A 25,720-nucleotide genomic window follows, 5' to 3' on the forward strand; every position below is an offset into this window, starting at 1 on the left:
CTAGCCTGGGCGGCGGAGGACGCGCCGCATGATCGAGACCACCGAGGACATCCCCACCCGCGCCGGCGCGATGGAGACCTTCATCGTCCGGCCCGAGCGCGGCGCGCCCGCGCCCGCCGTGCTGATGCTGATGGACGCGCCCGGCATCCGCGAGGAGCTGCGCAACATGGCGCGCCGCCTCGCCGCCACGGGCTACTGCGTGCTGCTGCCGAACCTCTACTATCGCGCCGGGCGCGACACGCTGTTCGGCCCCGGCGTGATGATCGAGGGCGACCCCGAACGCGCCCGCATGCGCGCCATCCGCACGAAGATGACCATCCCGCCGGTGATGGAGGATGTCGCGGACATGATCGGCTTCCTCGACCGCGCGGGCATCGCGGCGCAGGGGCCGATCGGCGTGCATGGCTACTGCATGTCGGGGCCCTATGCGCTTGCGGCGGCGGCACGGTATCCGGGCCGCATCGCGGCGGCGGCGTCCTTCTACGGCACCTGGCTGGTCTCCGATGCGGAGGAGAGCCCGCACCTCACCTTCGCCCGCGGCCGCGCCGAACTCTACATCGCCTGCGCCGAGCACGACGACCTCGCGCCGCTGCCGATGGTCGAGGAGCTGCGCCGGCATTTCGAGGCCGCGGGCGCGCCGGGGGAGATCGAGATCCATGCGGGCGTGCATCACGGCTTCGCCTTCCCCTCGCGCTGGTGCTACGACCGCGATGCGGCGGAGCGGCATTGGGAGAGGCTGATCGCGCTCTACCGCCGCAGGCTCTCCGCCGCGTGACGCCGCGCCTGCCGCCCATGCCCTGGGCGATGCTGGCGGCAGGCTGCCTCGCGATGTTCGCGGCCTCCTCCTCCGGCACGACGCGCGCGCCCTTCCTGCTCGACATGGCGCGCGACCTCTCGGTCAGCCTGCCGCTGGTGGCGAACCTGATGGCCGCGACCTCGATCGCCTGGGGCGTGTCCTCGCTCGCGGCCGGTGCGGGCTCGGACCGCTTCGGGCGCAGGCCCTTCCTGGTCGGGGCGCCGCTCGGGCTCGCCGCCTGCCTGGTGCTGCTCTCGCTGGCGGGCAGCTATCCCGGCGCGGCGCTCTGGGCGACCGCGGCGGGCGCCTGCGCGGGCGCCTTCACAGGCGTGATCATGGCCGAGGCCTCGGCGCGCACGGTCAACCAGCAGCGCGGGCGCGCCCTGGGCTGGATCATGGCGGGGCAGTCGCTCGCGCTGCTCGTCGGCGTGCCGCTGGCGGCCTGGATGGGCACCTGGCTGTCCTGGCGCGGCGTGCACCAGGTGGTGGCCGGCGTCGCCGTGCTGGCGGCGCTCGGGCTGTTCGCCACCACGCTGAGGCCGGCGCCCGATGCCGGCGGCGGCGGTCCGCGCGCCAGCCTGCGCGGCGCCATGACGCCGCCGGTGCTGCGCCTGCTCGCGATGGGTGTGGCCGAGCGCATCTGCTACGGGCTGACGGTCGTGTATTTCGCGACCTTCCTGCAGGTGACCTACGGGCTGAGCCCGGCTGGCGTGGCATTGCCGCTCGCGGTCTTCGCCATCGGCAACATCCTCGGCACCGTGCTCGGCGGCCAGGTGGCGGACCGGCTGCCCGACCGCTCGCGCAGCTTCGCCTGGGCGATGCTGGCGGCAGGCGCGGCGGCGATCCTGCTGTTCGGCTGGACGCCGGGGCTCCTCGGGACGGTGGCCTTCGGCTTCCTCTACGCGCTGGTGAGCGCGGTGGCGCGGCCGCCGCTGATGGCGGCGCTCGCCAATGTGCCGGACCATGTGCGGGGAACCGTGCTGGGGCTGAACGTGACCTCGGCGAGCATCGGCTGGCTCGGCGCGGCATCGCTCGGCGGCTGGATCATGGCGGGCGTCGGGTTCTGGGGCTTCGGCCCCTTCGCGGCGGCGATGGCGTTGATGGGCGCGGTGCTGGCGCTCACCGGGCGCCGGTAGCGGCGCCGCTTCGGCCATGCGCGTCGGCGCCGCCTCATTCCTCTTCCGGCCGGCTCGCGCGCAGGCGCTTGGTGGCGCCGCGGCGGGTCTTGGACTCCAGGCGGCGCTTCCGCGAACCCGCCGTCGGTGTCGTCGCCTTGCGCGGCGGCGGCGGCGGCGCGGCGGCCTCGCGGATCAGCGCCAGCAGGCGTTCGAGCGCGTCCTCGCGGTTGCGCTCGCGCGTGCGGTGGCGCTGGGCGGTGATGACCAGCACCCCGTCCTTCGTCATGCGCCGCCCGGCGAGCGCGGCCAGCCGCGCCTTCACCGCATCGGGCAGGCGGGGCGAGGCTATGGCGGCGAAGCGCAGCTGCACCGCGGTCTCGAGCTTGTTGACGTTCTGCCCGCCGGGGCCGGAGGCGCGGAGGAAATCCTCCGTGATCTCGGACTCGTCGAGCAGGATGCGGGGCGTGACGCGGATCATCGCGCGCACCGGCCGCGTGCGAGGCGCCTGCGGAGGATGGTCTGCGCGAAGGGCATGGCCGCACCATCATGGCGCGGGGCGGCCCCGGCTTGCCAGCCTCCCGCCCCGGCCTAGGATGCGCGGGAAGCCGAGTTTCGAGGAAACGGATGGATCCCAACGCGATCGACAAGGCGCCGGACGCGGCCGCCGACTGGCCAGACCAGATCTACGACCTGCTGAAGAAGCATGAGATCCGCCAGGTGGCGCTGGTGCCCGATGCGGGCCATTCCCGCCTGATCCGCCGCTGCCTCGCGGACAACGCGATCGCGGTGACCACGCTGACCACCGAGGAGGAGGGCCTCGCGCTGCTGCAGGGCGCCTGGCTGGGCGGACAGAAGGGCGTGCTGCTGATGCAGTCCTCGGGCGTGGGCAATTGCATCAACATGCTCTCGCTCTCGCACATCCATCGCTGCCCGATGCCGATGCTGGTGACGATGCGCGGCGATTTCGGGGAGTTCAACCCGGCCCAGGTGCCGATGGGCGAGGCGACGCAGGCGGTGCTGGAGGCGATGGGCACCATCGTGCGCCGCGCCGACCGCCCCGAGGACATCGCACCCACCGTGGATGCGACGATCCGCATGGCCTTCAACACCTTCCGCCCGACCGCGACGCTGATCGGCCAGCGCGTGATCGGGGCGAAGACCTTCGGCAAGGACTGAGACGATGCTCGCGGAATCCGGAAAGCTCGACCGTCGCGAGCTGACGCGCGCCCTGCTCGAGGACCGCGGCGAGATGGCGGTGATCGCGGGCCTCGGCGCGCCGGCCTGGGACATCACCGCCGTCGGCGACCACCCGCTCAACCTGCCGCTGTGGGGCGGCATGGGGGCGGCGGCGATGATCGGCCTCGGCCTCGCGCTCGCGCAGCCCGCGCGCAAGGTGCTCGTCATCACCGGCGACGGGGAGATGCTGATGGGCCTCGGCGCGCTCGCGACCATCGCGGTGAAGAAGCCGCGCAACCTCTCGATCGTGGTGCAGGACAACGAGCATTACGGCGAGACCGGCATGCAGGAGACCGCCACGAAATACGGCGTGGACCTGGTGGCGATGGCGCGGGGCGCGGGCTTCCCGCACACCATGCTGGTGACGAAGCCCGAGGAGGTGCCGGCGCTCAAGGCGGCGATCCATGCCGGCAACGGCCCGTTCTTCGCGGTGGCGAAGATCGACGCCGCCAGCAAGAAGCTGGTGCTGCCGCCGCGCGACGGCTCGATCATCCAGAACCGCATGCGGGAAGCCATCCTCGGCCCCGCGGCGCACCACCAGCTCTGAGGGGCGCGCCATGCCGCATGTCGTCTGCCTCCGCCCGCTGCACCCGGACGCCATGGCGCGGCTGCGCGCCGAGCCGGGCTACACCATCACCATGCTCGATCCCGTCACGCCGGAGACGCTGGCCGAGCCGATGAAGACCGCGGATGCCATCATCGTCCGCGCCACGCGCATCGACCGCGACTTCCTCGCCAGGGCGCCGCGGCTGTCCATCTGCTGCCGCCATGGTGTGGGCTACGACGCGGTGGACGTGGAGGCGCTGACCGAGCGCGGCATCCCGCTGACCGTGACGCCGGACGCCAATGCCGTCTCGGTCGCCGAGCACGCGCTGATGCTGATGCTGACGACGGCGCGGCGCACGCTGGACTACGACCGCAACACCAAGGCGCTCGACTGGGGGCCGAAGCCGTCCTTGAAGACCTTCGACCTCGCGGGCCAGACCGTGCTGGTGGTGGGATTCGGGCGGATCGGCGGGCGGGTGGCGCGGCTCTGCGCGGCCTTCGGCATGGACGTGCTGGTGCACGATCCCTACATCCCGCAGAACACCATCAAGGGCGCGGGATTCAAGCCGGTGAAGGTGCTGCACGAGGGCCTGGCGCAGGCCGACATCGTGACCACGCATTGCCCCTCCAACCCCGAGACGCGGGGCATGGTCAACGCCGCCTTCTTCGCCGCCATGAAGCCCGGCGCGGCGTTCATCAACACCGCGCGCGGCACGCTGGTGGACGAGGCGGCGCTGACCAATGCGCTGAAGACCGGACATCTGGGCGCGGCGGGCCTCGACGTGTTCCAGGAGGAGCCGGTCACGACGAGGCTGCCCTTCCTCGACTTCCCCAATGTCGTCGTCTCGCCCCATTCGGCGGCCGCGACCGAGCAATCCACACGCCGCATGGGCCTGTCCTGCGCCGAGAGCATCTTCGCCCATTTCAGGGGCCAGCTCGATCCCGACGTCGTCATCAACAAGGAGGTGCTCCGCGGCAACGCGTGAGCAGCACGCCATGACGAACCCGCTTCTGGTGCTCGCCGACCACGCGGCCTCCTGGCGCGCGCGGGAGATGCCGGCGGACGTGGCGCATCACGCGCGCCGCGTGCTGGTGGACTGGTTCGCGGCCACGCTGCCCGGCTGCTCGCGCCCGCCCGCGACGCTGATCGCCGCCGCGCTGGAGGACGAGACGCGCGGCGGCGGCGGCGCCGTCTGCTACGTGACCGGGCGGCGCGTGCCGCTGCGCCATGCGGCGCTGGTGAACGGCACGGCCTCCCACACGGTCGAGTTCGACGACATCTACCGCTATGCCGTCTATCACCCGGGCTGCCCGACCATTGCCGCCGCGCTTGCCGCCGCGCAGTCGCGCGGGGCGACGATGGAGCAGCTCCTGCGCGCCATCGTCGCGGGCTACGAGGTGTCCTGCCGCATCGGCGTGGCGGTGCAGCCCTCGCACTACGATTTCTGGCACACCACCGGCACGGTCGGCACCTTCGGCGCCGCCGCCGCCGTCGCCGTGCTGCTCGACTGCGACGCCGAGCGCACCGCGCACGCCATCGCCACCGCCGCCACCATGGCGAGCGGACTGCAGCAGGCCTTCCGCGGCGAGGGCATGTCGAAGCCGCTGCATCCGGGCCACGCGGCGGAAGCGGGCGCACTCGCGGCCATGGCGGCGGCGCGGGGGATGACGGGCGCGCTCGACGTGCTGCACGGGCCTGCCGGCTTCGCGGCTGCCACCAGCGAGGACACCGGCAAGTGGGACAAGGCCCTGGCCGGCATCGGCAAGCCTTACGCCGTCACCGACATGACGGTGAAGAACCACGGCTGCTGCGGGCACATCTTCGCCGCGCTCGACGCCGTGCGCGACCTGCAGCTCGAACACGGCTTCAAGGCCGATGACGTCGTCTCGGTCGCGGTCGGCGGCTACAAGGCGACGAAGGATGTCTGCGACCGGCCCGATGCGCGGACCGAGCAGGAATGCCGCTTCTCCACCCAGTTCACGGTGGCGACGATGCTGCTCCACGGCGGCGTGCGCCTCGCGGCCTTCGCGCCCGAGCGCCTGACCGATCCCGCGATCCGCGCGCTGATGGGCAAGGTCACGGTCGCGCTCGACCCGGAATGCGCCGCGGCCTTCCCGTCCAAGCGCTCGGCCAAGGTGGAGATCCGGCTGAAGGATGGCCGCGTGCTCTTCCGCCACCAGCACACGCGCAAGGGCGACCCCGATGCGCCGCTGACCGACCAGGACCTGTCGGACAAGTTCCTCGAGCTCACCTCGGACATGATCGGCCCGGCCCAGGCCAAGGCGCTGCTGGCGCAGCTCTGGGAAGGCCAGGCGCTGCCGGGCGTGGTGCCGCTGGTCGTCAACCAGGCGCGCGCGGCGGAGTGATACCGGCTCGGCCGGTGGGGCGGCCGCCTCTCCGGCGCGTCATGCCGGCCGGCGAGCGCTTCGACCTGCGGCGAGCCGGCATCGCGTGCGGGGCGCCCGCGCGGCACAACGGGCCTGAAGCCGGGCGGAGGAAGGGTCAGCCTCTGCGCGCCGCTCGTCAGGCCCATTCCAGCCGCGCGCGCGCCAGCGCGCCGGTGCCCGGCGTGCCGACCAGCGGGCAGGCGAGCAGGATCGGCAACGCCTGCACGGCGATCCGCAGCCCCGCCTCGCTGTCCGAGGGGTAGTGCACGCCGATCACCTCGCGCAGCCGCGCCACACGCTCGGCCATGCGCCACAGCGGAGTGTGGCGGATCCGGCCCTCGACATTGCCCACCGTCCGCACCTTGGTCGTGATGCTGCCCGCGACCTGCGCGATGTCGGCCGCGGTGACGGGCATCTTCGCGCCACCCTTGCCCTCGCCCCAGGCGATGCCGGGCATGATCTCGGCCAGCACCATCGCGAGCAGATAGGCCTGGGTGGCGTGCCCGCTCGGGTAGGCGGGGTGGCCGGGCGGGTCGATCGGCGGCATCAGCGCCGGCGCGACGACCGAGGGCCGCGCCCGCCCGTGCAGCCGCTTGTGGTGCATGACGAGGAACTGCCCCACCCGCACCGCGGCATGGCAGAGCCGGAAGGTCCAGGGATGCGAGCTCGCCTTGAAGGTGAGCACGCCGCGGAAATAGCCGATGATGTCGTCGCGCTGGAGCATCGCCTCGGCCATCGCGGCGGCCCGGAATTCCGCGATCTCCATCAGCTCGGCGAGCTCGACGGCGGTCTGCGCCGCGTCCGGCGGCGGCGGGATGGCGATGCTGGTCCAGGAGGCGGGCACGGTCTGCGTGGCGAACTCCGTCATCACCGCCACGGCGAAATGCGGCGGGCTCCATTCGGCCATGCGGAAGGCAGGCAGCGGCGGCGGGACGATCCAGCCCTTCATCGCCTGCAGGTCCTGCGGCGGCCAGCGGTTGCCGCGGAACCAGCTCTCGCCGGTCTCCTTGAAGATCTCCGGCGTGATGCCGATCGGGCGCGCGCTCGAGCGGCTGCGGAAGCCCGCGCTCGAGGAGGAGCTGTCGGAGCTGTCGCTGCTGTCCGACGAATCGGAGCTGTCGGAGGAATCCGCCGTGCCGATGCCGCTCATGATCCTCTCCCTGTCGTCCTCGATGTCACTCGGGCAGCCCGGCCGCGCGCAGGTCCGCCAGCATGCGGGCGCGGATGGCCGGGTCGCGGTATGGCATGCGCGTCGCGGCATACTCCGCAAGGCTGAATCCGGGCTCGAGGCGCATCAGCCTCGCCGCGGCGTGACCTGCCTCACTCGCCATGCCGGCGGCCGAGAGCGCGGCGATCATCACCCTCAGGTTCGAGGTGAAGTGCGGCGTCTCGGCATCCGAGAGGCGGCACCAGCGCAGCGCCTCGGCGAGGTTGCCGTGGCAGTAATGCGCGATGGCGAGCAGGTTGTAGTAGGAGAAGAGATTCTGGTCGAAGGGCGAGAGCCTGAGCCCGTGCTCGGCGTTGCGGATCGCCTCCTCGGTGCGGCCGACATAGGAGAGCGTGGCGGAGGAGAGCAGCCAGGCCAGCGCGCTGTTCGGGCAGGCCGAGAGCGCGCGCTCGAAGAACACCAGGGCGGTGTCGTAGTCGTGGAACAGGTAGGACCGGACATGCCCGTGCGTGGCGAGCGCGAGGCTGTTCTGCCGGTCGAGCTCGATGGCCCGGGCCGAGAGCGCGGCGGCGCGCTCCATGTCGGCGCGCGGCTCGGGCGACCAGCCCTGCCCGACATTGATGCTGTGCCAGCGCGCCGCCCAGGCGACCGGCAGTGAGAAGCCGGGGTCGTGCGCCATGGCGCGCTCGAACAGCGCCCGCGCCTCGGCGAAGCGGTCGCGTTCGAGATCCTGGATCAGCGCGAGGCCGCGCAGCGTCAGGTCGTAGGCGGTGAAGCTCTCGGGCCGCTTGCGCATCGCCCGCTGCAGCTCCGCCGCGCGCACATGCGGCGCGACGCCGGCGACGATGCGTTCCACGATGCGGTCCTGCAGGGTGAAGAGCCCGCCGCCCGTCGCCTCGGCGCGGTCGCCCCACAGGCGCGATCCGGTCTGCGCGTCGGAGAGTTCCACCTGCACCCGCATCTCGCGCCCGGCGCGCCGCACGCTGCCCGAGACGACGTAGCGCACGCCGAGGGCGCGCGAGACCTCGCGCGGGTCGGCGTCGCGCCCGCGCCAGGACAGCGTGGAGGAGCGCGCGACCACCATCAGTTCGCGCAGGTTGCCGAGCGAGACGACGATGTCCTCCACCACGCCGTCGGCGAAGTAGTCGTCCTGCGGGTCGCCGCCGAGGTTGCGGAAGGGCAGCACCGCGAGCGAGGGCAGCGGCGAGACGTCGGGCGGGCTCGGCAGGCGCGCGGGCGGCGTCTCGGGGTCGAGGATGAAGGCGCGCTCGGGCTCCGGCAGGTGCTTGAGGGTGATCAGGCCGAGGTCGCGCGGCGGGCGCGGGAGGGCGGGACCGAGCGCCTCCACCATCGCGGCGGAGAGCAGCAGCCCGCCGGCCGGGGCGTGCTCCTGCAGGCGGGCGGCGACATTCACCCCCTGGCCGTAGATGTCGTGCGGGGTCGCCGTCACCTCGCCCATATGCGCGGCGATCCGCAGCGCGAGCGTGGGGGCCTCGGGATCGGCGGCATCGGCCTCGGCGAGGCGCCGCTGGACCTGCAGGGCCCAGCCGAGCGCGCCCTGGGGGGTGCGGAACTCGGCAAGCACGCCGTCGCCGGTGGACTTCACGATGCGCCCGCCATGCGATCCGGCCAGCGGACGCAGCACGCCGTCGAGCACGGCCATCCAGCGGCGGTGCGTCCGCGCCTCCTCGGTGGCCATGAGGATCGTGTAGCCGACCACATCGGCGAAGGCGAAGGCGGCGAAGCGACGTTCGCCCACATCGCCCTCCGCGTTCATGGCCCAAGCGAGATTGTCGGCGGACATCGCCCCAGGGTTCCGGCTGCGCGCGTGAGTTGTCTCACGGAGATTTCACGAAACCTGCGGCAAGTGCAAGGATACGGGTGCAGCACGACCGGAGCGCCGCCGCATGCCAGCAGATCCGCCCCCCGAAAAGCCCGCGCCGCAGCCGGTCCGCCGCGCCTTCGTGGTGCGCAAGGGGCTGGAGCGCGCCAGCCCCGAGCTGCAGGAGGCCTATGCCAAGGGCGATCTCGGCGCCGTCACGCGGGCGATAGGGCGGCTCGCGGGCCTCGCCGAGCCCAGGGAGGGGGGGCGGCTGCCTTTTGCGGTCACCCGGCTGCCGCTGCGCGACTGGGGGCTCGACCTCGAGGGCGACTTCCCCGAGGAGAAGAAGGCGCTGGCGCAGCCCGCCCCGAGGGATGCCGATGCGGCCTTCGGCATCCTCTGCGACGAGGAGGGCATCGCGCGCCGGCTGAGCGAGGCGCTGCGCAAGACCTTCGGCACGAGCGAACGCCCCGGCGCGCCCGGCGTGGAGGTGGCCGAGGGGGACATCCCGCTCGGCGCGGCGCTGCACTGGTGCCCCGGGCGGGGCGAGGGCGAGGATTTCGGCACCGAGCCCGACGCCCACCGGCTGATCCGGGCCGACGCGATCGCCGGGGCGGAGTACGACGGCTCCGGCGTGAAGGTGGTGATCATCGACCAGGGCGTGAGCGCGTCGCGCCTGCCCCCGGGCACCGCCTTCATGGGCGGGTGGTGGACCCCCGGCCTGCCGCTGCCGGGCCAGGCCGCGCCGGACAACACCCACGGCACGATGATCGCCCGGCGCGTGCTCGCTCTGGCGCCGCGCGCGATGATCTTCGACTGCCCCATCATCCCGCCGCGCATCGGCTCGAACCTGCCGACCTTCCTGTCGGACATGTTCGGCCTGATCCTGCGCATGCGCATCGAGATCGGCATCCTCGCCGCGATCAACCCCGCGCGCTGGCGCGGGCGCTGGGTGCTGGTGAACGCCTGGTCCATCTACGACCCGCGAGGCGAGGCGGTGGAGGGCGAGTATTCGCACAACCGCTACCACTGGCTCGCCCTCGCGCTCGACACCATGACGCCCTTCGCCGACATCGTCTTCGCGGCGGGCAATTGCGGCGCATTCTGCCCCGACCGGCGCTGCGCCGAGAGCGTGATCGGCCCCGGCCGCGGCATCCGCGGCGTGCACCTGCTCGAGGATGTGCTGACGGTCGGCGGCGTGCGGGCGGACGGGATGTGGGTCGGCTATTCCTCGCAGGGGCCGGGCCGCTTCGGCCACGATCCGCAGCCGCGGCTGAAGCCCGACGTGGCGGCGCCGGCGCAGTTCCGCGTGCTCGACAGCCCGGGGCTGATCGCGGGCGGCTCCTCCTCGGCCTGCGGCGTCGCCGCGGGCGTCGTCGCCGCGCTGCGGACGCGATGGAACTCCACCGTCGTCGCGCCGCGGGCGCTGTTCGACAGGCTGCGCGCGACGGCCTGGCAGCTCGACGGCAGCACCACCTGGTCCGACCGCACTGGCGAAGGGATCCTCGATTGCCGGGCGGTCGTGAAGAGCCTCGCGCAGACCCACGCCGCGCCGGCCCCGGCCCGCGCGACGGAGGCGCGCGCCGGGTGATGCGGGTCACTCCCTTGGCGCTGCGTCTCGTCGCAGGCTTCGCCGGAAGGCGCCATCAGGGTGCCGGCGGAGGCTTGCGATGCGTGCGATCCCGGATCCCGTCCATCCGCACCTTGTCTGGCTGCGCCCGGCCATGACCGAGAACGGACGCGCGCCGTCGCTGACCGACCTGCCCTTCTTCCGCGGCGCCGCCCCGGCCGCGCTGGAGAGGCTCGCCGCCGCAGCGCGCTGGCGGGTGGTCGAGCCCGGGCAGGTGGTGGTGGACGAGGACGAGCCCTCCACCGACATCTTCTTCGTCGCCGCGGGCGCGGTTCGGGTGCAGCTCCGCGCCGCCTCGGGGCGGGAGGTGCTGCTCAACGAGTTCGGCGCGGGCGAGTTCTTCGGCGAGCTCTCCGCGATCGACGGCATGCCGCGCGCGGCCAATGTCACGGCGGTGGCGCGGTCGCGGCTCTGCATCATCCCGGCGCGGGCCTTCCTCGACTTCGTCTTCGCCACGCCCGCGGCCTGCCATGCGCTGCTGCGCACGCTCGCCGCCAAGCTGCGGCTGCAGACCGAACGCACGCTGGAACGCGAGGCGCTGCCGGTGCGGCTGCGCCTCTTCTCCGAGCTGCTGCGCCTCTCCCGCCCGCGCGCCGGCGCACCGGGGGAGCGGGTGGTCTCGCCGCCGCCGCCCCACCACGAGCTCGCGGCGCGCATCGGCGCAAGGCGCGAGGTGGTCTCGCGCGAGTTGTCCGACATGACGCGCGAAGGCTGGCTCTCGCGGGACCGCCGCGCCATCCGCATCCTGCGCGCCGACGAGATGCAGCGCGCGGTCGCGGCGGAGCTGCGCGCCCCGGCCGCCTGATCTGGACGCGCATCCCCGCCTGCCGCAGGCTCGCGGCAGGATGGAGGGATGCCGATGAGCAAGCCGCTGCTGCTGCTGTGGACCGACGGGGCCGAGCCCTATGCGCGCGCGATCGAGGAGGCGGGCCTCGCCGCGCGCCTGCGCGTCGAGACCGTGCCGCGCGCCGTGACGCCGGATGACGCGCTGCTGGCCGAGGCGGAAGCGCTGCTCTCCTGGGGCCCGCCGCCGGGGATCCTCGCGCGCATGCCGAAGCTGCGCTTCGTGCAGGCGCTGACGGCGGGCGTCGAGCACTGGCTGTCGCGGCCCGATCTCGCGCCCGATGTCGCGCTGGCCTGCGCGCGCGGCACGCACCGCGTGCAGATGCCGGAGAACATCCTCGGCGCGCTGTTCCACATCACCAAGCCCTATGCCGCCATCGCCGCCGACAATGCCGCGCGGCGCTGGACGCGGCGCGTCTCGGCCACGCTCGCGGGCAGCACGCTCGGCATCCTCGGCCTCGGCGCGATCGGCGCCGAGCTCGCGCGCAAGGCGCAGGCGCTGGAGATGCGGGTGATCGGCACGAAGCGCAGCCCGGGCGCGGTGCCGCATGTCGAGCGCGTCTTCGCGCCCGCCGAGACCGATGCGGTGCTGGCGGAGAGCGACTTCGTGGTGCTGCTGCTGCCAGCCACGCCGGAGACCGAGAACTTCATCGACGCCGCGCGGCTGGCGCGGATGAAGAAGTCCGCCTGGCTGCTGAATTTCGGGCGCGGCGCGCTGATCAGGGACGAGGATCTGGTCGCGGCGGTGCGCGCGGGCACCATCGCCGGCGCGATCATCGACGTGTTCCGCACCGAGCCGCTGCCCGCCGGGCATCCCTTCTGGGAGGAGGAGAGGATCATGGTGCTGCCGCATATCGGCGGGCTGCATCCGCAGCGCGATTCCATGGTCGCGGCGCTGCTGGTCGAGAACCTGCGCCGCTTCGTCGAGGGCGCGCCGCTGACCCAGCTCGTGGACCGGAAGGCGGGCTACTGATGGCCTACAGACCCTTCGACCTGACCGGCAAGGTCGCGCTGGTGACCGGCGGCAATTCCGGCATCGGCCTCGGTATGGCGCGGGCGCTGGCGGAGGCGGGCGCGGATGTCGCGATCTGGGGCACCAACGCGGCGAAGAACGCCGAGGCCCTGGCGGCGCTCTCGGCCACCGGCGTGCGCGCGCATGCCGAGATCTGCGACGTGGGCGATGAGGCCGCTGTGGAGGCGGCCTTCGCCGGCACGCTCGCCACGCTGGGGCGCGTGGATGCCTGCTTCGCCAATGCCGGCACCTATGGGCGCAAGATGCGCTTCACCGAGCTCGACAGCGCCGAATGGCACCGCGTGACGCGGGTCAACCTGGACGGCGCCTTCCACACGCTGCGCGCGGCGGCGCGGCACATGGTCGAGCGCGGCGGCGGCGGCGTGCTGGTGGGCACGGCGTCCCTCGCCGCGATCGAGGGCGCCGCGCGCAACGCGCAGTATGCCGCGACCAAGGGCGCGATGGTGGCGATGATCCGCGCGCTGGCGGTGGAACTCGCACGCCACGGCATCCGCGCGAACGCCGTCCTGCCCGGCTGGATCGAGACGGCAATGACCGCCGGCAGCGTGGCCGATGAGCGTTTCGCCGCTGCCGTGCTGCCGCGCATCCCGGCGCGGCGCTGGGGGACCGGGGCGGATTTCGGCGGGATCGCGGTGTATCTCGCGAGCGACGCCTCGGCCTACCATTCGGGCGATTGCCTCGTGATCGACGGCGGGTATTCGCTGTTCTAGGGATGCCGCTTCGGAACCGGTCCATGCCGCGCCGCCGAGGAGGCGCCGATGTGGATCACGCTGTCCGGCGCGGTGGGTCGCCACTGCACACGGTCCACACTTGGACCTTGCGTCTGCCGGCGTCGCGCGTGGGGCTCGCGGGGTGTCCGCGACCTACCGGCCCTTCTCTGCAGCGCGCCTGCCTCAGCCTCGCGGCGCGGCTCATCCCGCGCCCGGCAGCGCGCGATAGGGCAGCGGCGCGAAGCGCGTGCCGTGCAGCGTGACCTCCTGCCAGACGCCGCCGGTCACATACGGGTCCTCGGCCATCCAGGCGCGCGCCGCGTCGTCGGTCGCGTGGCGCGTCACGGCGATCGAGCCGCGCATCGTGCCGGATTCGTCCAGCACGGCCCCGCCCATCGCCAGCGTGCCGTCCGCCGCCGCCGGGCGGGCGCGCGCCAGATGCGCCTCACGCACGGCCATGCGGCGGGCGGGCGCTCCCGCATCCGTGCCGTCGCGCGCGATGATGACGGTGTGGGTGCGGGTCGGCGAAACCGCCTCGCCGGGCTGCGGCAGCGGGCGGTAGGGCAGTGGCGCGAGGCGGAAGGGGTGGGCCTCCCACCGCGCCCAGACGCCCTCGGTGGCGAAGGGCTCCTCGGCGAGGTAGGCATCGAGCCCCGCCCGGTCCGGCACCTCGAGGACCATCAGCGAGCCTGCGGGCCGCCAGTCCGGGGTGAAGAGCGGCACGCCGAGCGCGAGCCGCCCCTCCTCGGCCCAGCGCGTGATGACGGCGAGGTGCCGCTCGCGCGAGGCCGCACGGCGCGCCGGATCCGGCCCGTCCCAGGCGATGACGGCGTAGCCCATGCGGTTCCCCCCCCCGATGGCGGCGCCGGCCGCGTCAGCCGGCCGGCGCCTCAATACATATGCTGCCCACCATTGATGGAGAGCGTCGAGCCGGTGATGAAGTCGGCGTCATCGGCGGTCAGGAACACCACGCCGCGCGCGATGTCCTGCGCGCGGCCGAGCCGCCCCACGGGAATGCGCGCGATGATCTTCTCGAGCACGTCGGGCGGAACGGCGCGCACCATCTCGGTGTCCACATAGCCGGGCGCGATGGCGTTGACGGTGACCTGGCTGCGCGCGCCTTCCAGCGCCAGCGCCTTGGTGAAGCCATGGATGCCAGACTTCGCGGCGGCGTAGTTCACTTGGCCGTACTGCCCCGCCTGCCCGTTGATCGAGCCGATGTTGACGATGCGGCCGAACTTGCGCGCCGTCATGCCGTCCCATGTCAGCTTGCACATGTTGTAGCAGGAGCCGAGGTTGGTATCGATCACCGCATCCCACATCTCGCGCGTCAGGCGCTTCATCGTGGCGTCGCGGGTGATGCCGGCGTTGTTGACCAGGATCTCGATCGGCCCGACCTCGGCCTCGATGCGCTTCACGGCCTCGGCGCAGGCGTCGAAGTCGGCCACGTCGAACTTGTAGCAGGGGATGCCGGTGCGGTCGGTGAAGGCCTTGGCCGCCTGGTCGTTGCCGGCATAGGAGGCGACGACCTTGCGCCCCGCGGCCTGCAGCGCCTCGCTGATCGCCGCGCCGATGCCGCGCTGGCCCCCGGTGACAAGTGCGACGCGTGCCATGCCTGCTCTCCTCCCGTTTGCGGATGCGCGGTCCCTCGCATGCCTGCGGACCGGCGATCCTTGCGGATGATCAAAACCCGTCGCGGCGCGGCGCGCCAGCGGAAATCCATGCGGGGCGAAAGAAGCGCGTCGGCGGCCGCTCTCGCCGCGGTGCCGCCGCGCGCGGCGCGCCGCCCCGCCTTCCGCGGCGTGTCAGCCCGGCGTCGCCCCCGAGGCGCGGACCACCGGCGCACAGGCGGCGATCTCGCTGCGCACGAAGGCCTGCGCATCGTCGAGGAAGCGCGTGCCGGGCAGCGTCGAGGTCTCGGCATAGCGGCGCGCCACGGCGGGCGCGGCGATCGCCTCGCGGATCGCGCCCGCGAGGCGTTCCTGCAGCGGGCGCGGCGTGCCGGCCGGCGCGGCGATGCCGGCCCAGCCATCGGCGACGATGTCGGGGAAGCCGGATTCGACGAAGGTCGGCACCTCGGGGAAGTCGGGCACGCGCTCGCGCGTCGTGAAGGCGATGACGCGCAGCGAGCCGGCGCGGATATAGGCCGAGGCCGCGGTCAGGCTGTCCATCACCGAGGGCACCACGCCGGCGATCGCGTCGGTCGCCGCCTGCGCGCCGCCGCGATAGGGGATGTGCTGCAGCTCGAACCCGGCGGCCTGGGCGAGGCGCAGGCCGATCAGATGCGGCACCGAGCCGATGCCGCTGGTGGCGTAAGCGAGGCCGGGCGGGCGCTTCGCCGCGGCGATGAAGTCGGCCACCGTGCGGATCGGCTGCGCCGGATGCACCAGCAGCAGGTAGGGCGTGCCGAGCATGATGGCGATGTGCGCGAAGTCGCGGTCGGCATCCCACTGGATGCGGTCGCGATAGAGCGTGTGCCCGACCGCCATGCCCGAGATGGTGGAGACGAGCAGCGTCTGCCCGTCCGGCGCGGCGCGCGCGACGAGGCCCGTGCCGAGAGTCGCGCCCGCGCCGGGCCGGTTCTCGACCACGATGGTGGTGGAAAGGCGCCGGGCCATCTCGTCGGCGATCAGCCGGGTGATGATGTCGGTGGTGCCGCCGGGAGCGAAGGGCACGATGATGCGCACCGGCCCCGGATAAGGCTGCGCGAGCGCAGGTGTTGCGAGCAGCGCGGGGCTGGCGAGGACGGCGCGGCGGCGCAGCATGTGCGGGGCTCCGGGGCGGGGAACGATTGCGCGACAGTATCGCGGCGCCGCCGGCGCGGGGAAGCGCTCCGCCTGCGGCGGGCCGGCCCGAAGGCCGGCCTCCGCGGCATCAGCGGCGGCGGGCGGACGGCGCGACGACCGCGGCGGCGCGCTGGCGATCGAGCGCGGCGAGGTCCTCGGCCTCGTAGCCGCGCAGCGTGGCGGCGGAGTCGATCATCGCCTCCTGCGAGCGCGTCGCGCGGGCGATCGGCTCGGCCCATCCGGCGCGGATCGCCTGCGCGCGCTGGGCGAACCAGGCGTCGCGCTCGGCGGCGGAGGCGAAGCTCGCCGGTGGCAGCGCGACGGTCACGTTCTCGAAGCGGCGGACGCGGCCGGTGGCGATGTCCTCGCGGTGGTTGATCGCGCCGAAGGGCCCGGTGGGCTGGTGGTGATGCAGGCCGAAGTCGCGCAGCGGGCGCAGGGTGACGGTGGTGTCCATGCGGCCCGGCGCCGAGCAAGTGACCTGCGCCGGGCTGTTGCCGCGGGCGAGCTGCACATTGCCGGGGGTGGCGGCGATGCGGGCGACCTCGGTCCCGTCGCGCGTCACGATGCAGCGCGCGCCGGCCGGATCGGAGGAGACGGTGATGGTGCCGTTCCACGCCGCCGGCTTGGGCTGCCCATCCAGGGCGCGGTTGTCCACCTCGATATGGCGCGTGCCGCAGGCGCCGAGCAGCAGCAGGCCAAAGAGGGCGGGCGCGGCCGCGAAGCGGCGCATGGCGGTGGCATGGGGCGTCATGGGCGGGCGTTCTCCTGGGCTCCGGGCGGACTGGCCCGGAACGAATGTGTTGCCCGACCGTTAATGTGTAAAGACAGACCGGTCCATTCCGATTTTGTTAACTCGGATCACTTTCTGGTCGGATCACCCATGCGCTGCCGCACGGGACCGCTGGCGCAAGGCATCCGTCCGATCTATAGGTTTTGCCATGACGCAGCGCAGGGCCTTCGCGGGCCGAATTACCGGCACGGCCGTCTGAGGCCCCGCCACGGGCGGGCGGGCCTCCGGCCGCGAACGCCTCCGCCCTTTCCTGGCCTGCCGAGAACCCGTCCATGTCCGAAACCGAACGCTGCGTCGCCACGTGCTTCGCCGTCTCCGCCGAACCCTCGCCCGGCCTGCTGCCGCGGCTGCTGCAACCCTTCGCCAAGCGCGACCTGGTGCCCGACCGCCTCGCCGCGCGGCGCGAGGGGGAGGCGATGCGCGTCGAGATCGCGCTCGACGCCATGCCGGCGGGGATGGTGCATCTCGTCGCCGGCAATCTCGCGCAGGTCGTCGGCGTGACCGAACTGCGCGTCACGCATCAGGACGGCGCGGCCGGCGTGCTGCGCGCGGCGTGAGGGGGGCGGCGCTCAGCCGAGCGCCAGCACCACCAGCATCACGAGCCCGAGCCCGATCCGGTACCAGCCGAAGGGCGTGAAGCCGATGCGCCCGATCACGCCGAGCAGCCAGCGCACCGTGAAATAGGCGACGACGAAGGCGGTGACGAAGCCGACGCCAATCTGCCCGACCGCGGAAAAGTCGAGGTCGTTGCGCGCCTTGAAGAGCGAATAGGCGGTCGCGGCGAACATGGTCGGGATGGCCAGCACGAAGGAGAACTCGGCCGCCGCCCGCCGCTCCACGCCCACCAGCAGCGCGGTGATGATGGTCGCACCCGAGCGCGAGGTGCCGGGGATCATCGCCAGCGCCTGGCCGCAGCCGATCAGCAGCGCGGCGAGCGGCCCGATCTCGGGCACCGAGCGGATGGAGGGCTCGGGCCGCGCGCGCTCGATGGCGATGATGGCGGCGCCGCCCAGGATCAGCGCGGCGCAGACCACCCAGGGGTTGAACAGCAGCCCCGTGATGGTGCCGTGCAGCGTCGCGCCGATCACGGCGGCCGGCAGGAAGGCGAGGAAGAGGTTCAGCACGTAGTAGCGTTGCAGCCCCGGCCGCCACATGTTGAGGGCGAGATCGAGCAGCAGGCGGCGGTAGATCACCACCACCGCGAGGATGGCGCCGAGCTGGATCGAGATCTCGAAGGTCTTGCCCGGCGGTCCCTCGAAGCCGATCAGCTCGCCGAGGAGGATCAGGTGGCCGGTCGAGGAGATCGGCAGGAACTCGGTGATTCCCTCGACGATGCCCATGAGCAGGGCGGAGAACAGCGAACCGAGATCCATGGCCTGATCCAGAGAGGGGGAGGGCGCTTATGCCCCGCGCCTCATGGCGCGAATCGGGCAGCGCCGATGACATTCGCGACAGGTGCAACCCGGCGCGGCGGGACGGAGAGGCCCGGAAGATGGATGCCGCCGTGCCGGCCCGGTGCAGCATCCGGCCGCGCGCGCGGCGCGGCCGGAGGGTTGCCGGGCCGCCGCGCTCAGCGCGCCGCGGCGGCGGCGGGGAAGGCGAAGTTGTCGAAGGAGTTCTCGGCCACGCGGAACCACTGGTACTGCTCGTCCCGGTAGGGGCGATAGGCGTCCCAGATCTTCTTGAAGCGCGCGTTCCGGCCGCTCGTCTCCTCATAGACCTCGTGCGCGGCGCGCCAGGCAGCCTGCATGATGTCGCGCGGCCAGAAGCGCAGCTGCGCGCCGGCGGCCACCAGCCGCCGCAGCGCCTGCGGGTTGAGGTGGTCGTAGCGCGCGAGCATCTCGGAATCGGCCTCGTTGCAGGCGACCTCGAGGGCGTGCTTGTAGGCATCGGGCAGCGCATCGAAGGCGCGCTGGTTGATCAGCAGGTGCAGGCGCGCGCCCGGCTCCCAGAAGCCCGGCGCGTAGTAGAAGCGCGCCACGCGCACGAAGCCGAGCTTCTCGTCGTCATGCGGGCCGACGAACTCGACGGCATCGAGCGTGCCGCGCTCGAGCGAGGGGTAGATGTCGGCCGCGGCGACCTGCGTCGGCGCGGCGCCGAGGCGCTGGAACACCTGCCCCGCGAAGCCGGCGATGCGGAACTTGAGGCCGTTGAGCGCGGCGAGGTCGCGCACCTCGCTGCGGAACCAGCCGCCCATCTGCGCGCCGGTGTCGCCCGCGGTGAAGCCGACGCAGTTGTACTCGCGGAACAGCTCGGCGCCGAGGTCCTTGCCGCCGCCATGACGCCACCAGGCCGTGTACTGGCGGTTGTTGAGGCCGAAGGGCATGGCGGTGAAGAAGGCGAAGCCCGGCTCCTTGCCGACATAGTAGTAGGAGGCGGTATGCGCGCATTCGACCGAGCCGGACTGCACGGCGTCGAGCGCGGCGAGCGGCGGTGCGATCTCCCCGCCCGGGAAGGCGGTGATGCGGAAGCGCCCGTCGGTGAGCTGGGCGACGCGCCGCGTGATCCCCTCCGCCGTGCCGAACAGCACGTCGAGGCTGCGCGGGAAGGAGGAGGTGAGGCGCCAGCGCACCTCCGGGTTCTGGGTCTGCGCCAGCGCAGGCGCGGCGAGGGCGGCGGGGGCGGCGGCGGCCGCGGCCCCCATCAGGGCGCGACGGTTCATGCGGGGTCCCTCCCAGGACGAATGCGGTGACGCCGGACATACGGGATCGCGGCGCGCGGGAAAAGCGTCATGCCGCGGCGGGGCGCGGGTCGGGCGCCGGCGGGCCCGTGGTCCGCACCGCATAGGCCACCTGCACCGCCCCGGCGAAGAGACCCATCCCCACCCCGAGCTGCCAGGCCAGCACGTAGTCCCCGTTGAGGTCGAACAGCACCCCGCCGCCGAAGGCGCCGAGGAAGGAGCCGAGCTGGTGCGACATGAAGGCGACGCCCTGGATCATCGCCAGGTAGCGCAGGCCGAACATCTCCGCGACCATGCCCGCGACCAGCGGCGCGACGCCGAGCCAGAGGAAGCCCATGATGGCGGCGAAGACGAGGGTCGAGGCCTCGGTCGGCGGCCAGGCGAAATAGAGGCCGAGCACCAGGGAGCGGGTGAGGTAGATGCCGCCCAGCAGCACCCCCTTGTTCCAGCGCCCGCCCGCCCAGCCGAAGAACAGCGAGCCGAGCACGTTGAACCCGCCGATCAGCCCGAGCGCCTTGGCCGAGAGCATCGGGTCCTGCCCGCACAGCGCGAGGTAGGAGGGCAGGTGGGTGGTGAGGAACACGAGCTGCAGCCCGCAGACGAAATAGGCCGCCGCCATCACCAGGAACGGGACATGCGTCATGGCGCGGCCCAGTGCGGCGCCCATGCGCGGGGATTCCCCCTGCGCGAGCGGGGGCGCCGGCATCCGGTCCACCCGCCCCGCGACCCAGGCCGCGGGCAGCATGGCGAGCGCGAGCAGCAGGAAGCCCCAGACGCCCGCGCGCCAGCCCCAGCCCTCGGCCAGCACCTGGCCGATCGGCGCGGCGATCAGCGCCCCCACCGACCCCGCCGCCGAGACGATGCCGAGCGCGGTCGAGCGCAGCGCCGGCGGCACCGGCCGCGCGGCGACCGCGAGCGCCATGCCGCTGCCCGTGCAGGCCAGCGCGAAGCCGATCAGCAGCCCCGCGCCGACCAGCAGCGCAAACGCGCCCTGCGCCAGCGCCATCACCGCGAGGCCCAGCACATAGGCCAGCACGCCGGCCACCAGCACCGGCCGGAAGCCCCAGCGCGCCGCCGCCGCGCCGGTGAACGGCGTGAGGAAGCCCCAGCCGAGATTCTGCACCGCGATGGCGAAGGTGAACTCTGCCACCGCGATGCCGATCTCCTGCGTCGCGGGCGCCATGAACAGGCCGAGGCTCTGGCGCACGCCCATGGCCAGGGAGAGCATCACCGAAACCCCGATCAGCATCGGGAGCCCGGCACGGAGGGCGGCATTCATGGCCGAAGGGTCGCCCGCGAAGCACCCGCGCGTCGAGTTCGATCCGCATGCGCGCCGCGCGCGGGGCCATGCGCGGGGCGCGCGGCCACCCCCTTCACGCGAAGCGCGCCAGCACGACGAGGGCGATCAGCATCTGCCCCATGTTCACCCGCACCGAGAGCCTGTGGGCGCGCTCGAACCCCGCCTTCGCCCCGGCATCGCCGGCCTGCGCGGCGTCCGACAGCGCGTTGATGCGCGGCATCAGGGACTGGCGCAGCCAGACGGCGGCCCCCGCCACCGCGGCGAGGGCCAGCGCATCGGCCGGGCGCAGCGGCAGGAGCGCGAAGGAGGCCGCGGCCGCCGTGCCCATCAGCCAGAGATAGTAGACCGGGAACAGGCCGCGCACGAAGCGCCCGGCCCATTCCGGCGGCAGCCGCGAGAAGGCGACCGGCGCGACGCAGGCGGCGAAGAAGGCCATGCCGCCGAACAGCATGGCGGTGCAGATCAGGGCGACGGCGGAGAGGACGACCATGCGCGCGAGGTGGCCCCGCGCGCCCGCCGTGCAAGCCGCGCCTCACGCGGGCAGGGGGAAGCGGTCGAGATAGGGCTGGTATTCCGGCTCCACCCGGATGTCGAGCGAGGCGAGCACGCGCACCACCGCGCAGTAGAAGGCGATGGTCAGCACCAGGTCCACCAGCCGCTCCTCGTCGAGATGCGCGCGCAGCGCCTCGAAGGTGGCCTCGCTCACGCCCGGCCCGTCATGGCATTCGCGCGCGGCGCGCAGCACGAGTTTCGCCAGCGGCTCCAGGCCGTTCGCGCGCCCCTCGCTCTCGGCGATCAGGGCGCGGATGTCCGCCTCGCTCACGCCGAATTCCATGCCGATCTTCACATGGTGCGACCATTCATAGGGCGAGCGCGCCAGCCAGCCGACCTGCAGGATGGCGAGCTCGCGCAGGCGGGGGTCGAGCACCGATTTGTGCCGGATGAACTGCCCGAGGCCGGAGAAGGCGCGCGCGGCGTTCGGGCTGTTGGCGAGTGCGCGGTGCAGCGCGATGTCGCGTCCGAGCAGGTCGCGGTCGGCGTCCTTCAGCCTGTCCGCCGTCATGTCGGGCACGCGGGCCATGGCGTCTCTCCCCCGGGGTTCCGGGGGCAGGCTACACGCGCCGCGCGCCCTGCGAAGCCCCGGCGCGCGGCTGGGCGGCGCGCAGCAGGGCCGCGCGGTCGGGCACGTCCACGCGCCGCGCATGCAGCCGCAGCAGCCCGGCGGCCTCCAGCCCGTGCAGGGCGCGCGAGAGGCTTTCGGGCGTCATGCCGAGGCGCGCGGCGATGGCGCCGCGGGGCTCGGGGATCTCGACCGCGCCGCGCGGCGCGGACAGGCGGCGCAGCAGGAAGCGGGCGGCGCGCTGCGTCGCGTCCCGCGTCTTGAGGTCCACCACCTGGTCCGCCAGCAGCCGCCACTGGCGCGTCATCTGCTCGATCGCCGTGTGCATAAGGGCGGGATCGGCGGCCGCGGCCTCGCGCAGGTCCTCGGCGGGGATGGCGACCAGCCGGCAGGGCGCGAGCGCCGTCGCGCTGACCGGGTGCGGCAGGCGCAGCAGCGCGGCGGAGAGCGGGAAGGCCTCCCCGGGGGCGAGGATCTCGACCATCGTCGCGGCGCCGTCCTCGTCGGCGAAGCCGAGCCCGACCGAGCCCTGCAGCAGGATGAAGAGGCGGTCCGCTTCCGCATCCTGGGCGATGATGAGCCTGCCGCGCGGCACGGCGAGGGCGTGGGCGTTCATCAGCAGCCGCACGCGCGCCTCCGCGCTCGCGGCGGCCAGCAGCGGGCCGGTGACCTTCACACCGCCAGAGCCGCGTGTCGCCTGCATCGCCGTCTCGTCCACATCGAGCAATGCTGGCGAAGCGCCCCGCCGGGGGCGTTGATTCAGATCAACGCGGCCCCGCAGGCCGGTTTCACGCCATGCCGCCGTTGATCGAGACGGTCTGGCCCGTGATGTAGGCGGCGCGGTCGGAACACAGGAAGGCGACCAGCTCCGCCACCTCCTCGGGCCGGCCGAGGCGGCGCGCGGGCACGATCTCCCGCACGCGCTCGGGCGGGACGGCGGCGGCGATGGCCGGGCTCTCGATCAGCCCCGGCGCCACCGCATTGACCGTCACGCCGCGCGGCGCGCATTCGAGGCTGAGCGCGCGCACCGCGCCGATCAGCCCGGCCTTGGCCGCGGCGTAGTTGGCCTGGCCGCGGTTGCCCATCAGCGCCGAGACGGAGGACATGGCGAGGATGCGCCCGTTGCGCGTGCCCATCATCGGCAGCAGCAGCGGCCGCGCGACGTGGAAGAAGCCGTCGAGCGAGACGGCGAGGACGCGGCGCCATTGCGCCTCGCTCATCGCCGCCATCGGCACGTCCTCGTGCGTGCCGGCATTGTGCACCAGCACCTGGATGGGCCCCGGTTCGAGCAGCGCCTCGCAGGCGCGCGCGGTGGCCTCGGCATCGGCGATATCGAAGGTGGTCGCGGTGCCGCCGATCTCGGCGGCGAGCGTGGCGGCGGCGGCGGCATTGGCGTGGGCATGCACGATCACGGCGCAGCCCTCGCGCGCCAGCGCGCGGCAGATGGCCGCGCCGATCGGGCTGGCGCCGCCGGTGACGAGCGCGCGCCTCATGCCGCGGTGCAGACCGGCCCGGCGAGGCCGCGATGGGCGGAAAGATCGCGGATGGTCGCGCCCGGCCCGCACAGCGCGCAGGCCGGGTCGCGCTTCAGGCGCACGGTGCGGAAGCGCGCATCGAGCGCATCCCACAGCAGCAGGCGGCCCTTCAGGCTCTCCCCGATGCCGAGGATGAGTTTCAGCACCTCGGTCGCCTGCAGCGTGCCCATCACGCCCGTCACCGCCCCCAGCACGCCGGCCTCGGAGCAGGTGGGCACGAGGCCGGGCGGCGGCGGTTCGGGGTGCAGGCAGCGGTGGCAGGGGTGCGCGCCCTCATGGCCGGCGAAGACCGAGAGCTGCCCCTCGAAGCGCAGCACGGCGGCGCTGACCAGCGGGCGGGCGAGCAGGTGGCAGGCGTCGCCGAGCAGGAAGCGCGTGGCGAAATTGTCCGTGCCGTCGCAGACGATGTCGTAGCGCGGGATCAGCGCCTCGGCGGCCTCGGCGTCGAGGCGGCGGGCATGGACCTCGATGCGGACCTCGGGGTTCAGCGCGCGCAGCGTCTCGGCCGCGCTCTCGGCCTTGTTGCGGCCGATGCGGTCGGTGCTGTGCGCGACCTGCCGCTGCAGGTTCGACAGGTCCAGCGCGTCGTCGTCCACGAGGCCAATGGTGCCGACACCCGCGGCGGCGAGGTAGAGCGCGAGCGGCGAGCCGAGCCCGCCCGCGCCGATGACGAGCACGCGCGCCGCGCGCAGCTTCGCCTGGCCGGTGGCGCCGACCTCCTTGAGCAGGATGTGGCGCGAGTAGCGGTGCAGCTCCGCCTCGGTGAAGTCGAGATCCATGGGCCGATATGGGGGCCGGGCGCGGCGGGAGGCAAGCCACGCCTTGCGGCCCCGCCGCAACCGGCGCGAAATGCCGCCGATGGACGGGGACGACCTGATCCGCCGGCTGGCGGTGGCGCTGGCGATCGGCCTGCTGGTGGGCGCCGAGCGCCACTGGCGGGAGCGCGAGGACGCGCCGGGCCGGCGCACCGCCGGCGTGCGGACCTTCGCGCTGGTGGGCCTAGCGGGGGGCGTGCTGGGCGCGCTCGCGCTGGCGGCGGGGCCGGTCGGCGGGGCGGTGCTGCTCGCCGCCGGGATGCTCGCCATGGTGACGGTGCTGCTGCCCTTCGCCCTGCGCGAGGCCGATGCCGAGAACCGCTTCAGCGCCACCTCGGTGGTCGCGGCGGTGGCGACCTTCGCGCTGGGCGCGCTCGCCGTGCAGGGGCAGATGGCGGCGGCCGGCGCGGCGGCGGTGGCGATGACCGCGGTGCTGGCGGCGCGCGAATCGCTGCACGGGCTGATGGCGCGCATCACCTGGGCGGAGCTGCGCTCGGCCATCCTGCTGCTGTCCATGACGCTGGTCGCGCTGCCGCTGGTGCCGGACGAGCCGATCCCGTGGCTCGCCGGCGTCAACCCGCACCAGGTCTGGATGCTCGCCATCCTGCTCGCCGGCGTCTCCTTCCTCGGCTACCTCGCGGTGAAGCTGGGCGGGGAGCGGGCGGGGCTGCTGCTGGCCGGCGCCGCGGGCGGACTGGTGGCCTCCACCGCCGTCACGCTGGCCAATGCGGCGGCGTCGCGGCGCGGCGGGCCGGCGCGCGCGCTGGCGGCGGGCACGCTGGTCTCGGGCGCCGTCTCCTGCCTGCGCACGACGGTGCTCGCGCTCGTCGTCGCCCCGGCCACCGGGCGGGCGGTGGCGCCGGCGCTGCTCGCCGCGGCGCTCGCCATGGCGCTGACGGCACTGGTGCTCGCGGGCCGCCGGGCGACCGCGGCGGAGGCGGCGAAGGCGCCCGCCAATCCCTTCGAGATCGGCACCGTGCTGCGCATGGCGGGGCTGCTCGCGCTGGTCGGCACGCTGGCGCGGCTCGGGGCCGAGCGGCTGGGCGGCGCGGCGGTGGTGGCGATCGCGGCGGTGACGGGGCTGACGGATGTGGACGCCATCACCCTCTCGGTGCCGCTGCTGGCGCCGGAGGTGATCAGCCCGCGGCTCGCGGCGCGCGCGGTGGCGGTCGCGGTGGCGAGCAACATCGTCGCCAAGGCCGCCTATGCGGCGGTGCTGGGCAGCCGGGGCCATGCCTGGCCGGTGGGGCTCGGCTCGGCGCTGGCGCTGCTCGCCGCGCTGGCGGGCATCGCGGCGGCGGAGCGCTAGGCCGCGTGGACAAACTGGCGCTTGGGGGGATTCCCAGCCGGGGCCGGACGTGATTCCAAGCTGATCTCTGGCATGGAGATTGGCGTTGATCC

27 protein-coding genes are annotated in these 25,720 nt (G+C 73.5%); 12 read left to right on the top strand and 15 right to left on the bottom strand.

Annotation, left to right across the window (positions count from 1 at the left end; all coding sequences use genetic code 11):
- The first annotated feature begins 28 nt into the window (after positions 1-28).
- A complete protein-coding gene (locus FHS88_RS03220; protein WP_184481200.1) occupies positions 29-775 on the top strand; it encodes a dienelactone hydrolase family protein in 747 nt (248 codons plus the stop codon).
- Positions 772-1,932 carry an MFS transporter gene (locus FHS88_RS03225; protein WP_184481202.1) on the top strand — a complete coding sequence of 387 codons (1,161 nt, stop codon included), beginning with the start codon at positions 772-774 and terminating at the stop codon, positions 1,930-1,932. The genes FHS88_RS03220 and FHS88_RS03225 overlap by 4 nt, the downstream gene beginning before the upstream one ends.
- A 34-nt stretch (positions 1,933-1,966) precedes the next feature.
- Here the strand turns inward: FHS88_RS03225 and arfB are convergent, their stop codons facing one another.
- Positions 1,967-2,392, bottom strand: a complete 426-nt coding sequence (gene arfB / locus FHS88_RS03230; protein ID WP_184481346.1) for an alternative ribosome rescue aminoacyl-tRNA hydrolase ArfB — start codon at positions 2,390-2,392, stop codon at positions 1,967-1,969.
- A 146-nt stretch (positions 2,393-2,538) separates the two neighbouring features.
- Here arfB and FHS88_RS03235 point away from each other — a divergent pair, with 146 nt between their 5' ends.
- Genes FHS88_RS03235 through FHS88_RS03250 form a run of 4 tightly spaced genes read left to right on the top strand, consistent with a single transcriptional unit; the run spans position 2,539 to position 6,063 of the window.
- Positions 2,539-3,090, top strand: a complete 552-nt coding sequence (locus FHS88_RS03235; protein WP_184481204.1) for a thiamine pyrophosphate-binding protein — start codon at positions 2,539-2,541, stop codon at positions 3,088-3,090.
- Positions 3,091-3,094: 4 nt separating this feature from the next.
- Positions 3,095-3,697, top strand: coding sequence for a thiamine pyrophosphate-dependent enzyme (locus FHS88_RS03240; RefSeq protein ID WP_184481206.1), 603 nt, complete (start codon positions 3,095-3,097; stop codon positions 3,695-3,697).
- Positions 3,698-3,707: 10 nt separating this feature from the next.
- On the top strand, positions 3,708-4,682 hold the full coding sequence (locus FHS88_RS03245) for a hydroxyacid dehydrogenase (RefSeq protein WP_184481208.1): 975 nt from the start codon (positions 3,708-3,710) through the stop codon (positions 4,680-4,682).
- 10 nt (positions 4,683-4,692) lie between these two features.
- Entirely contained in the window at positions 4,693-6,063 is a 1,371-nt protein-coding gene (locus FHS88_RS03250; RefSeq protein ID WP_184481210.1) for an MmgE/PrpD family protein, read from the top strand.
- A gap of 157 nt (positions 6,064-6,220) precedes the next feature.
- Here FHS88_RS03250 and FHS88_RS03255 read toward each other — a convergent pair whose 3' ends face one another.
- Complete coding sequence (locus FHS88_RS03255) at positions 6,221-7,234, bottom strand: phosphatase PAP2 family protein (protein ID WP_184481212.1); 1,014 nt, start codon at positions 7,232-7,234, stop codon at positions 6,221-6,223.
- A gap of 25 nt (positions 7,235-7,259) precedes the next feature.
- The gene (locus FHS88_RS03260) at positions 7,260-9,056 is read right to left on the bottom strand and encodes an adenylate/guanylate cyclase domain-containing protein (protein ID WP_184481214.1); all 1,797 of its coding nucleotides are present in this window, start codon (positions 9,054-9,056) and stop codon (positions 7,260-7,262) included.
- A gap of 103 nt (positions 9,057-9,159) precedes the next feature.
- Here FHS88_RS03260 and FHS88_RS03265 point away from each other — a divergent pair, with 103 nt between their 5' ends.
- The 4 genes from FHS88_RS03265 to FHS88_RS03280 all read left to right on the top strand — a co-directional run bounded on the left by FHS88_RS03265 (position 9,160) and on the right by FHS88_RS03280 (position 13,290).
- Positions 9,160-10,665 (top strand): S8/S53 family peptidase, encoded by a 1,506-nt coding sequence (locus tag FHS88_RS03265; RefSeq protein ID WP_184481216.1) that lies wholly within the window; start codon positions 9,160-9,162, stop codon positions 10,663-10,665.
- A gap of 79 nt (positions 10,666-10,744) precedes the next feature.
- Positions 10,745-11,509 carry a Crp/Fnr family transcriptional regulator gene (locus FHS88_RS03270; protein ID WP_246419220.1) on the top strand — a complete coding sequence of 255 codons (765 nt, stop codon included), beginning with the start codon at positions 10,745-10,747 and terminating at the stop codon, positions 11,507-11,509.
- 54 nt (positions 11,510-11,563) lie between these two features.
- Positions 11,564-12,520 carry a D-2-hydroxyacid dehydrogenase gene (locus FHS88_RS03275; RefSeq protein WP_184481218.1) on the top strand — a complete coding sequence of 319 codons (957 nt, stop codon included), beginning with the start codon at positions 11,564-11,566 and terminating at the stop codon, positions 12,518-12,520.
- Positions 12,520-13,290, top strand: coding sequence for an SDR family NAD(P)-dependent oxidoreductase (locus FHS88_RS03280; RefSeq protein WP_184481220.1), 771 nt, complete (start codon positions 12,520-12,522; stop codon positions 13,288-13,290). Before FHS88_RS03275 ends, FHS88_RS03280 begins: the two co-directional genes overlap by 1 nt.
- A gap of 201 nt (positions 13,291-13,491) precedes the next feature.
- Here FHS88_RS03280 and FHS88_RS03285 read toward each other — a convergent pair whose 3' ends face one another.
- The 4 genes from FHS88_RS03285 to FHS88_RS03300 form a co-directional block, all read right to left on the bottom strand.
- Positions 13,492-14,130: a YciI family protein gene (locus FHS88_RS03285; RefSeq protein WP_184481222.1), complete on the bottom strand. Its 639-nt coding sequence runs from the start codon at positions 14,128-14,130 to the stop codon at positions 13,492-13,494.
- A 50-nt stretch (positions 14,131-14,180) separates the two neighbouring features.
- A complete protein-coding gene (gene phbB / locus FHS88_RS03290; RefSeq protein ID WP_184481224.1) occupies positions 14,181-14,903 on the bottom strand; it encodes an acetoacetyl-CoA reductase in 723 nt (240 codons plus the stop codon).
- Positions 14,904-15,095: 192 nt separating this feature from the next.
- Entirely contained in the window at positions 15,096-16,055 is a 960-nt protein-coding gene (locus FHS88_RS03295) for a Bug family tripartite tricarboxylate transporter substrate binding protein (RefSeq protein WP_184481226.1), read from the bottom strand.
- Positions 16,056-16,164: 109 nt separating this feature from the next.
- Positions 16,165-16,830 (bottom strand): peptidase associated/transthyretin-like domain-containing protein, encoded by a 666-nt coding sequence (locus FHS88_RS03300; protein WP_184481228.1) that lies wholly within the window; start codon positions 16,828-16,830, stop codon positions 16,165-16,167.
- A gap of 311 nt (positions 16,831-17,141) precedes the next feature.
- Here FHS88_RS03300 and FHS88_RS03305 point away from each other — a divergent pair, with 311 nt between their 5' ends.
- Complete coding sequence (locus FHS88_RS03305) at positions 17,142-17,426, top strand: hypothetical protein (protein WP_184481230.1); 285 nt, start codon at positions 17,142-17,144, stop codon at positions 17,424-17,426.
- Between the two features lie 12 nt (positions 17,427-17,438).
- Here FHS88_RS03305 and FHS88_RS03310 read toward each other — a convergent pair whose 3' ends face one another.
- From FHS88_RS03310 to FHS88_RS03345, 8 genes are all read right to left on the bottom strand, one after another.
- Positions 17,439-18,242 (bottom strand): undecaprenyl-diphosphate phosphatase, encoded by an 804-nt coding sequence (locus FHS88_RS03310; protein ID WP_184481232.1) that lies wholly within the window; start codon positions 18,240-18,242, stop codon positions 17,439-17,441.
- 197 nt (positions 18,243-18,439) lie between these two features.
- Positions 18,440-19,531 carry a TRAP transporter substrate-binding protein gene (locus tag FHS88_RS03315; RefSeq protein WP_184481234.1) on the bottom strand — a complete coding sequence of 364 codons (1,092 nt, stop codon included), beginning with the start codon at positions 19,529-19,531 and terminating at the stop codon, positions 18,440-18,442.
- Positions 19,532-19,598: 67 nt separating this feature from the next.
- Positions 19,599-20,828 carry an MFS transporter gene (locus FHS88_RS03320; RefSeq protein ID WP_211842723.1) on the bottom strand — a complete coding sequence of 410 codons (1,230 nt, stop codon included), beginning with the start codon at positions 20,826-20,828 and terminating at the stop codon, positions 19,599-19,601.
- A gap of 94 nt (positions 20,829-20,922) precedes the next feature.
- Entirely contained in the window at positions 20,923-21,339 is a 417-nt protein-coding gene (locus tag FHS88_RS03325) for a DUF4149 domain-containing protein (RefSeq protein ID WP_184481236.1), read from the bottom strand.
- Positions 21,340-21,381: 42 nt separating this feature from the next.
- On the bottom strand, positions 21,382-21,930 hold the full coding sequence (locus tag FHS88_RS03330; RefSeq protein ID WP_184481238.1) for a carboxymuconolactone decarboxylase family protein: 549 nt from the start codon (positions 21,928-21,930) through the stop codon (positions 21,382-21,384).
- Between the two features lie 31 nt (positions 21,931-21,961).
- Complete coding sequence (locus FHS88_RS03335) at positions 21,962-22,687, bottom strand: cyclic nucleotide-binding domain-containing protein (protein ID WP_184481240.1); 726 nt, start codon at positions 22,685-22,687, stop codon at positions 21,962-21,964.
- 70 nt (positions 22,688-22,757) lie between these two features.
- A complete protein-coding gene (fabG, locus tag FHS88_RS03340; protein ID WP_184481242.1) occupies positions 22,758-23,462 on the bottom strand; it encodes a 3-oxoacyl-ACP reductase FabG in 705 nt (234 codons plus the stop codon).
- Positions 23,459-24,283 carry a HesA/MoeB/ThiF family protein gene (locus FHS88_RS03345; RefSeq protein WP_184481244.1) on the bottom strand — a complete coding sequence of 275 codons (825 nt, stop codon included), beginning with the start codon at positions 24,281-24,283 and terminating at the stop codon, positions 23,459-23,461. Before FHS88_RS03345 ends, fabG begins: the two co-directional genes overlap by 4 nt.
- A gap of 79 nt (positions 24,284-24,362) precedes the next feature.
- On the opposite strand from FHS88_RS03345, the gene FHS88_RS03350 reads away from it, so the two are divergent.
- Positions 24,363-25,628: an MgtC/SapB family protein gene (locus FHS88_RS03350; RefSeq protein ID WP_184481246.1), complete on the top strand. Its 1,266-nt coding sequence runs from the start codon at positions 24,363-24,365 to the stop codon at positions 25,626-25,628.
- Positions 25,629-25,720 lie beyond the last annotated feature (92 nt).

The sequence above is a fragment of the Neoroseomonas alkaliterrae genome, assembly GCF_014199195.1.
GTDB lineage: Bacteria > Pseudomonadota > Alphaproteobacteria > Acetobacterales > Acetobacteraceae > Neoroseomonas > Neoroseomonas alkaliterrae.

Bases quoted from the DNA above. Each gene is read 5' to 3' on its own strand.
- FHS88_RS03220 (WP_184481200.1), top strand. From the start codon at position 29: ATGATCGAGACCACCGAGGACATCCCCACCCGCGCCGGCGCGATGGAG.
- arfB (WP_184481346.1), bottom strand. From the start codon at position 2,392: ATGATCCGCGTCACGCCCCGCATCCTGCTCGACGAGTCCGAGATCACG.
- FHS88_RS03235 (WP_184481204.1), top strand. From the start codon at position 2,539: ATGGATCCCAACGCGATCGACAAGGCGCCGGACGCGGCCGCCGACTGG.
- FHS88_RS03240 (WP_184481206.1), top strand. From the start codon at position 3,095: ATGCTCGCGGAATCCGGAAAGCTCGACCGTCGCGAGCTGACGCGCGCC.
- FHS88_RS03245 (WP_184481208.1), top strand. From the start codon at position 3,708: ATGCCGCATGTCGTCTGCCTCCGCCCGCTGCACCCGGACGCCATGGCG.
- FHS88_RS03250 (WP_184481210.1), top strand. From the start codon at position 4,693: ATGACGAACCCGCTTCTGGTGCTCGCCGACCACGCGGCCTCCTGGCGC.
- FHS88_RS03255 (WP_184481212.1), bottom strand. From the start codon at position 7,234: ATGAGCGGCATCGGCACGGCGGATTCCTCCGACAGCTCCGATTCGTCG.
- FHS88_RS03260 (WP_184481214.1), bottom strand. From the start codon at position 9,056: ATGTCCGCCGACAATCTCGCTTGGGCCATGAACGCGGAGGGCGATGTG.
- FHS88_RS03265 (WP_184481216.1), top strand. From the start codon at position 9,160: ATGCCAGCAGATCCGCCCCCCGAAAAGCCCGCGCCGCAGCCGGTCCGC.
- FHS88_RS03270 (WP_246419220.1), top strand. From the start codon at position 10,745: ATGCGTGCGATCCCGGATCCCGTCCATCCGCACCTTGTCTGGCTGCGC.
- FHS88_RS03275 (WP_184481218.1), top strand. From the start codon at position 11,564: ATGAGCAAGCCGCTGCTGCTGCTGTGGACCGACGGGGCCGAGCCCTAT.
- FHS88_RS03280 (WP_184481220.1), top strand. From the start codon at position 12,520: ATGGCCTACAGACCCTTCGACCTGACCGGCAAGGTCGCGCTGGTGACC.
- FHS88_RS03285 (WP_184481222.1), bottom strand. From the start codon at position 14,130: ATGGGCTACGCCGTCATCGCCTGGGACGGGCCGGATCCGGCGCGCCGT.
- phbB (WP_184481224.1), bottom strand. From the start codon at position 14,903: ATGGCACGCGTCGCACTTGTCACCGGGGGCCAGCGCGGCATCGGCGCG.
- FHS88_RS03295 (WP_184481226.1), bottom strand. From the start codon at position 16,055: ATGCTGCGCCGCCGCGCCGTCCTCGCCAGCCCCGCGCTGCTCGCAACA.
- FHS88_RS03300 (WP_184481228.1), bottom strand. From the start codon at position 16,830: ATGACGCCCCATGCCACCGCCATGCGCCGCTTCGCGGCCGCGCCCGCC.
- FHS88_RS03305 (WP_184481230.1), top strand. From the start codon at position 17,142: ATGTCCGAAACCGAACGCTGCGTCGCCACGTGCTTCGCCGTCTCCGCC.
- FHS88_RS03310 (WP_184481232.1), bottom strand. From the start codon at position 18,242: ATGGATCTCGGTTCGCTGTTCTCCGCCCTGCTCATGGGCATCGTCGAG.
- FHS88_RS03315 (WP_184481234.1), bottom strand. From the start codon at position 19,531: ATGAACCGTCGCGCCCTGATGGGGGCCGCGGCCGCCGCCGCCCCCGCC.
- FHS88_RS03320 (WP_211842723.1), bottom strand. From the start codon at position 20,828: ATGAATGCCGCCCTCCGTGCCGGGCTCCCGATGCTGATCGGGGTTTCG.
- FHS88_RS03325 (WP_184481236.1), bottom strand. From the start codon at position 21,339: ATGGTCGTCCTCTCCGCCGTCGCCCTGATCTGCACCGCCATGCTGTTC.
- FHS88_RS03330 (WP_184481238.1), bottom strand. From the start codon at position 21,930: ATGGCCCGCGTGCCCGACATGACGGCGGACAGGCTGAAGGACGCCGAC.
- fabG (WP_184481242.1), bottom strand. From the start codon at position 23,462: ATGAGGCGCGCGCTCGTCACCGGCGGCGCCAGCCCGATCGGCGCGGCC.
- FHS88_RS03345 (WP_184481244.1), bottom strand. From the start codon at position 24,283: ATGGATCTCGACTTCACCGAGGCGGAGCTGCACCGCTACTCGCGCCAC.
- FHS88_RS03350 (WP_184481246.1), top strand. From the start codon at position 24,363: ATGGACGGGGACGACCTGATCCGCCGGCTGGCGGTGGCGCTGGCGATC.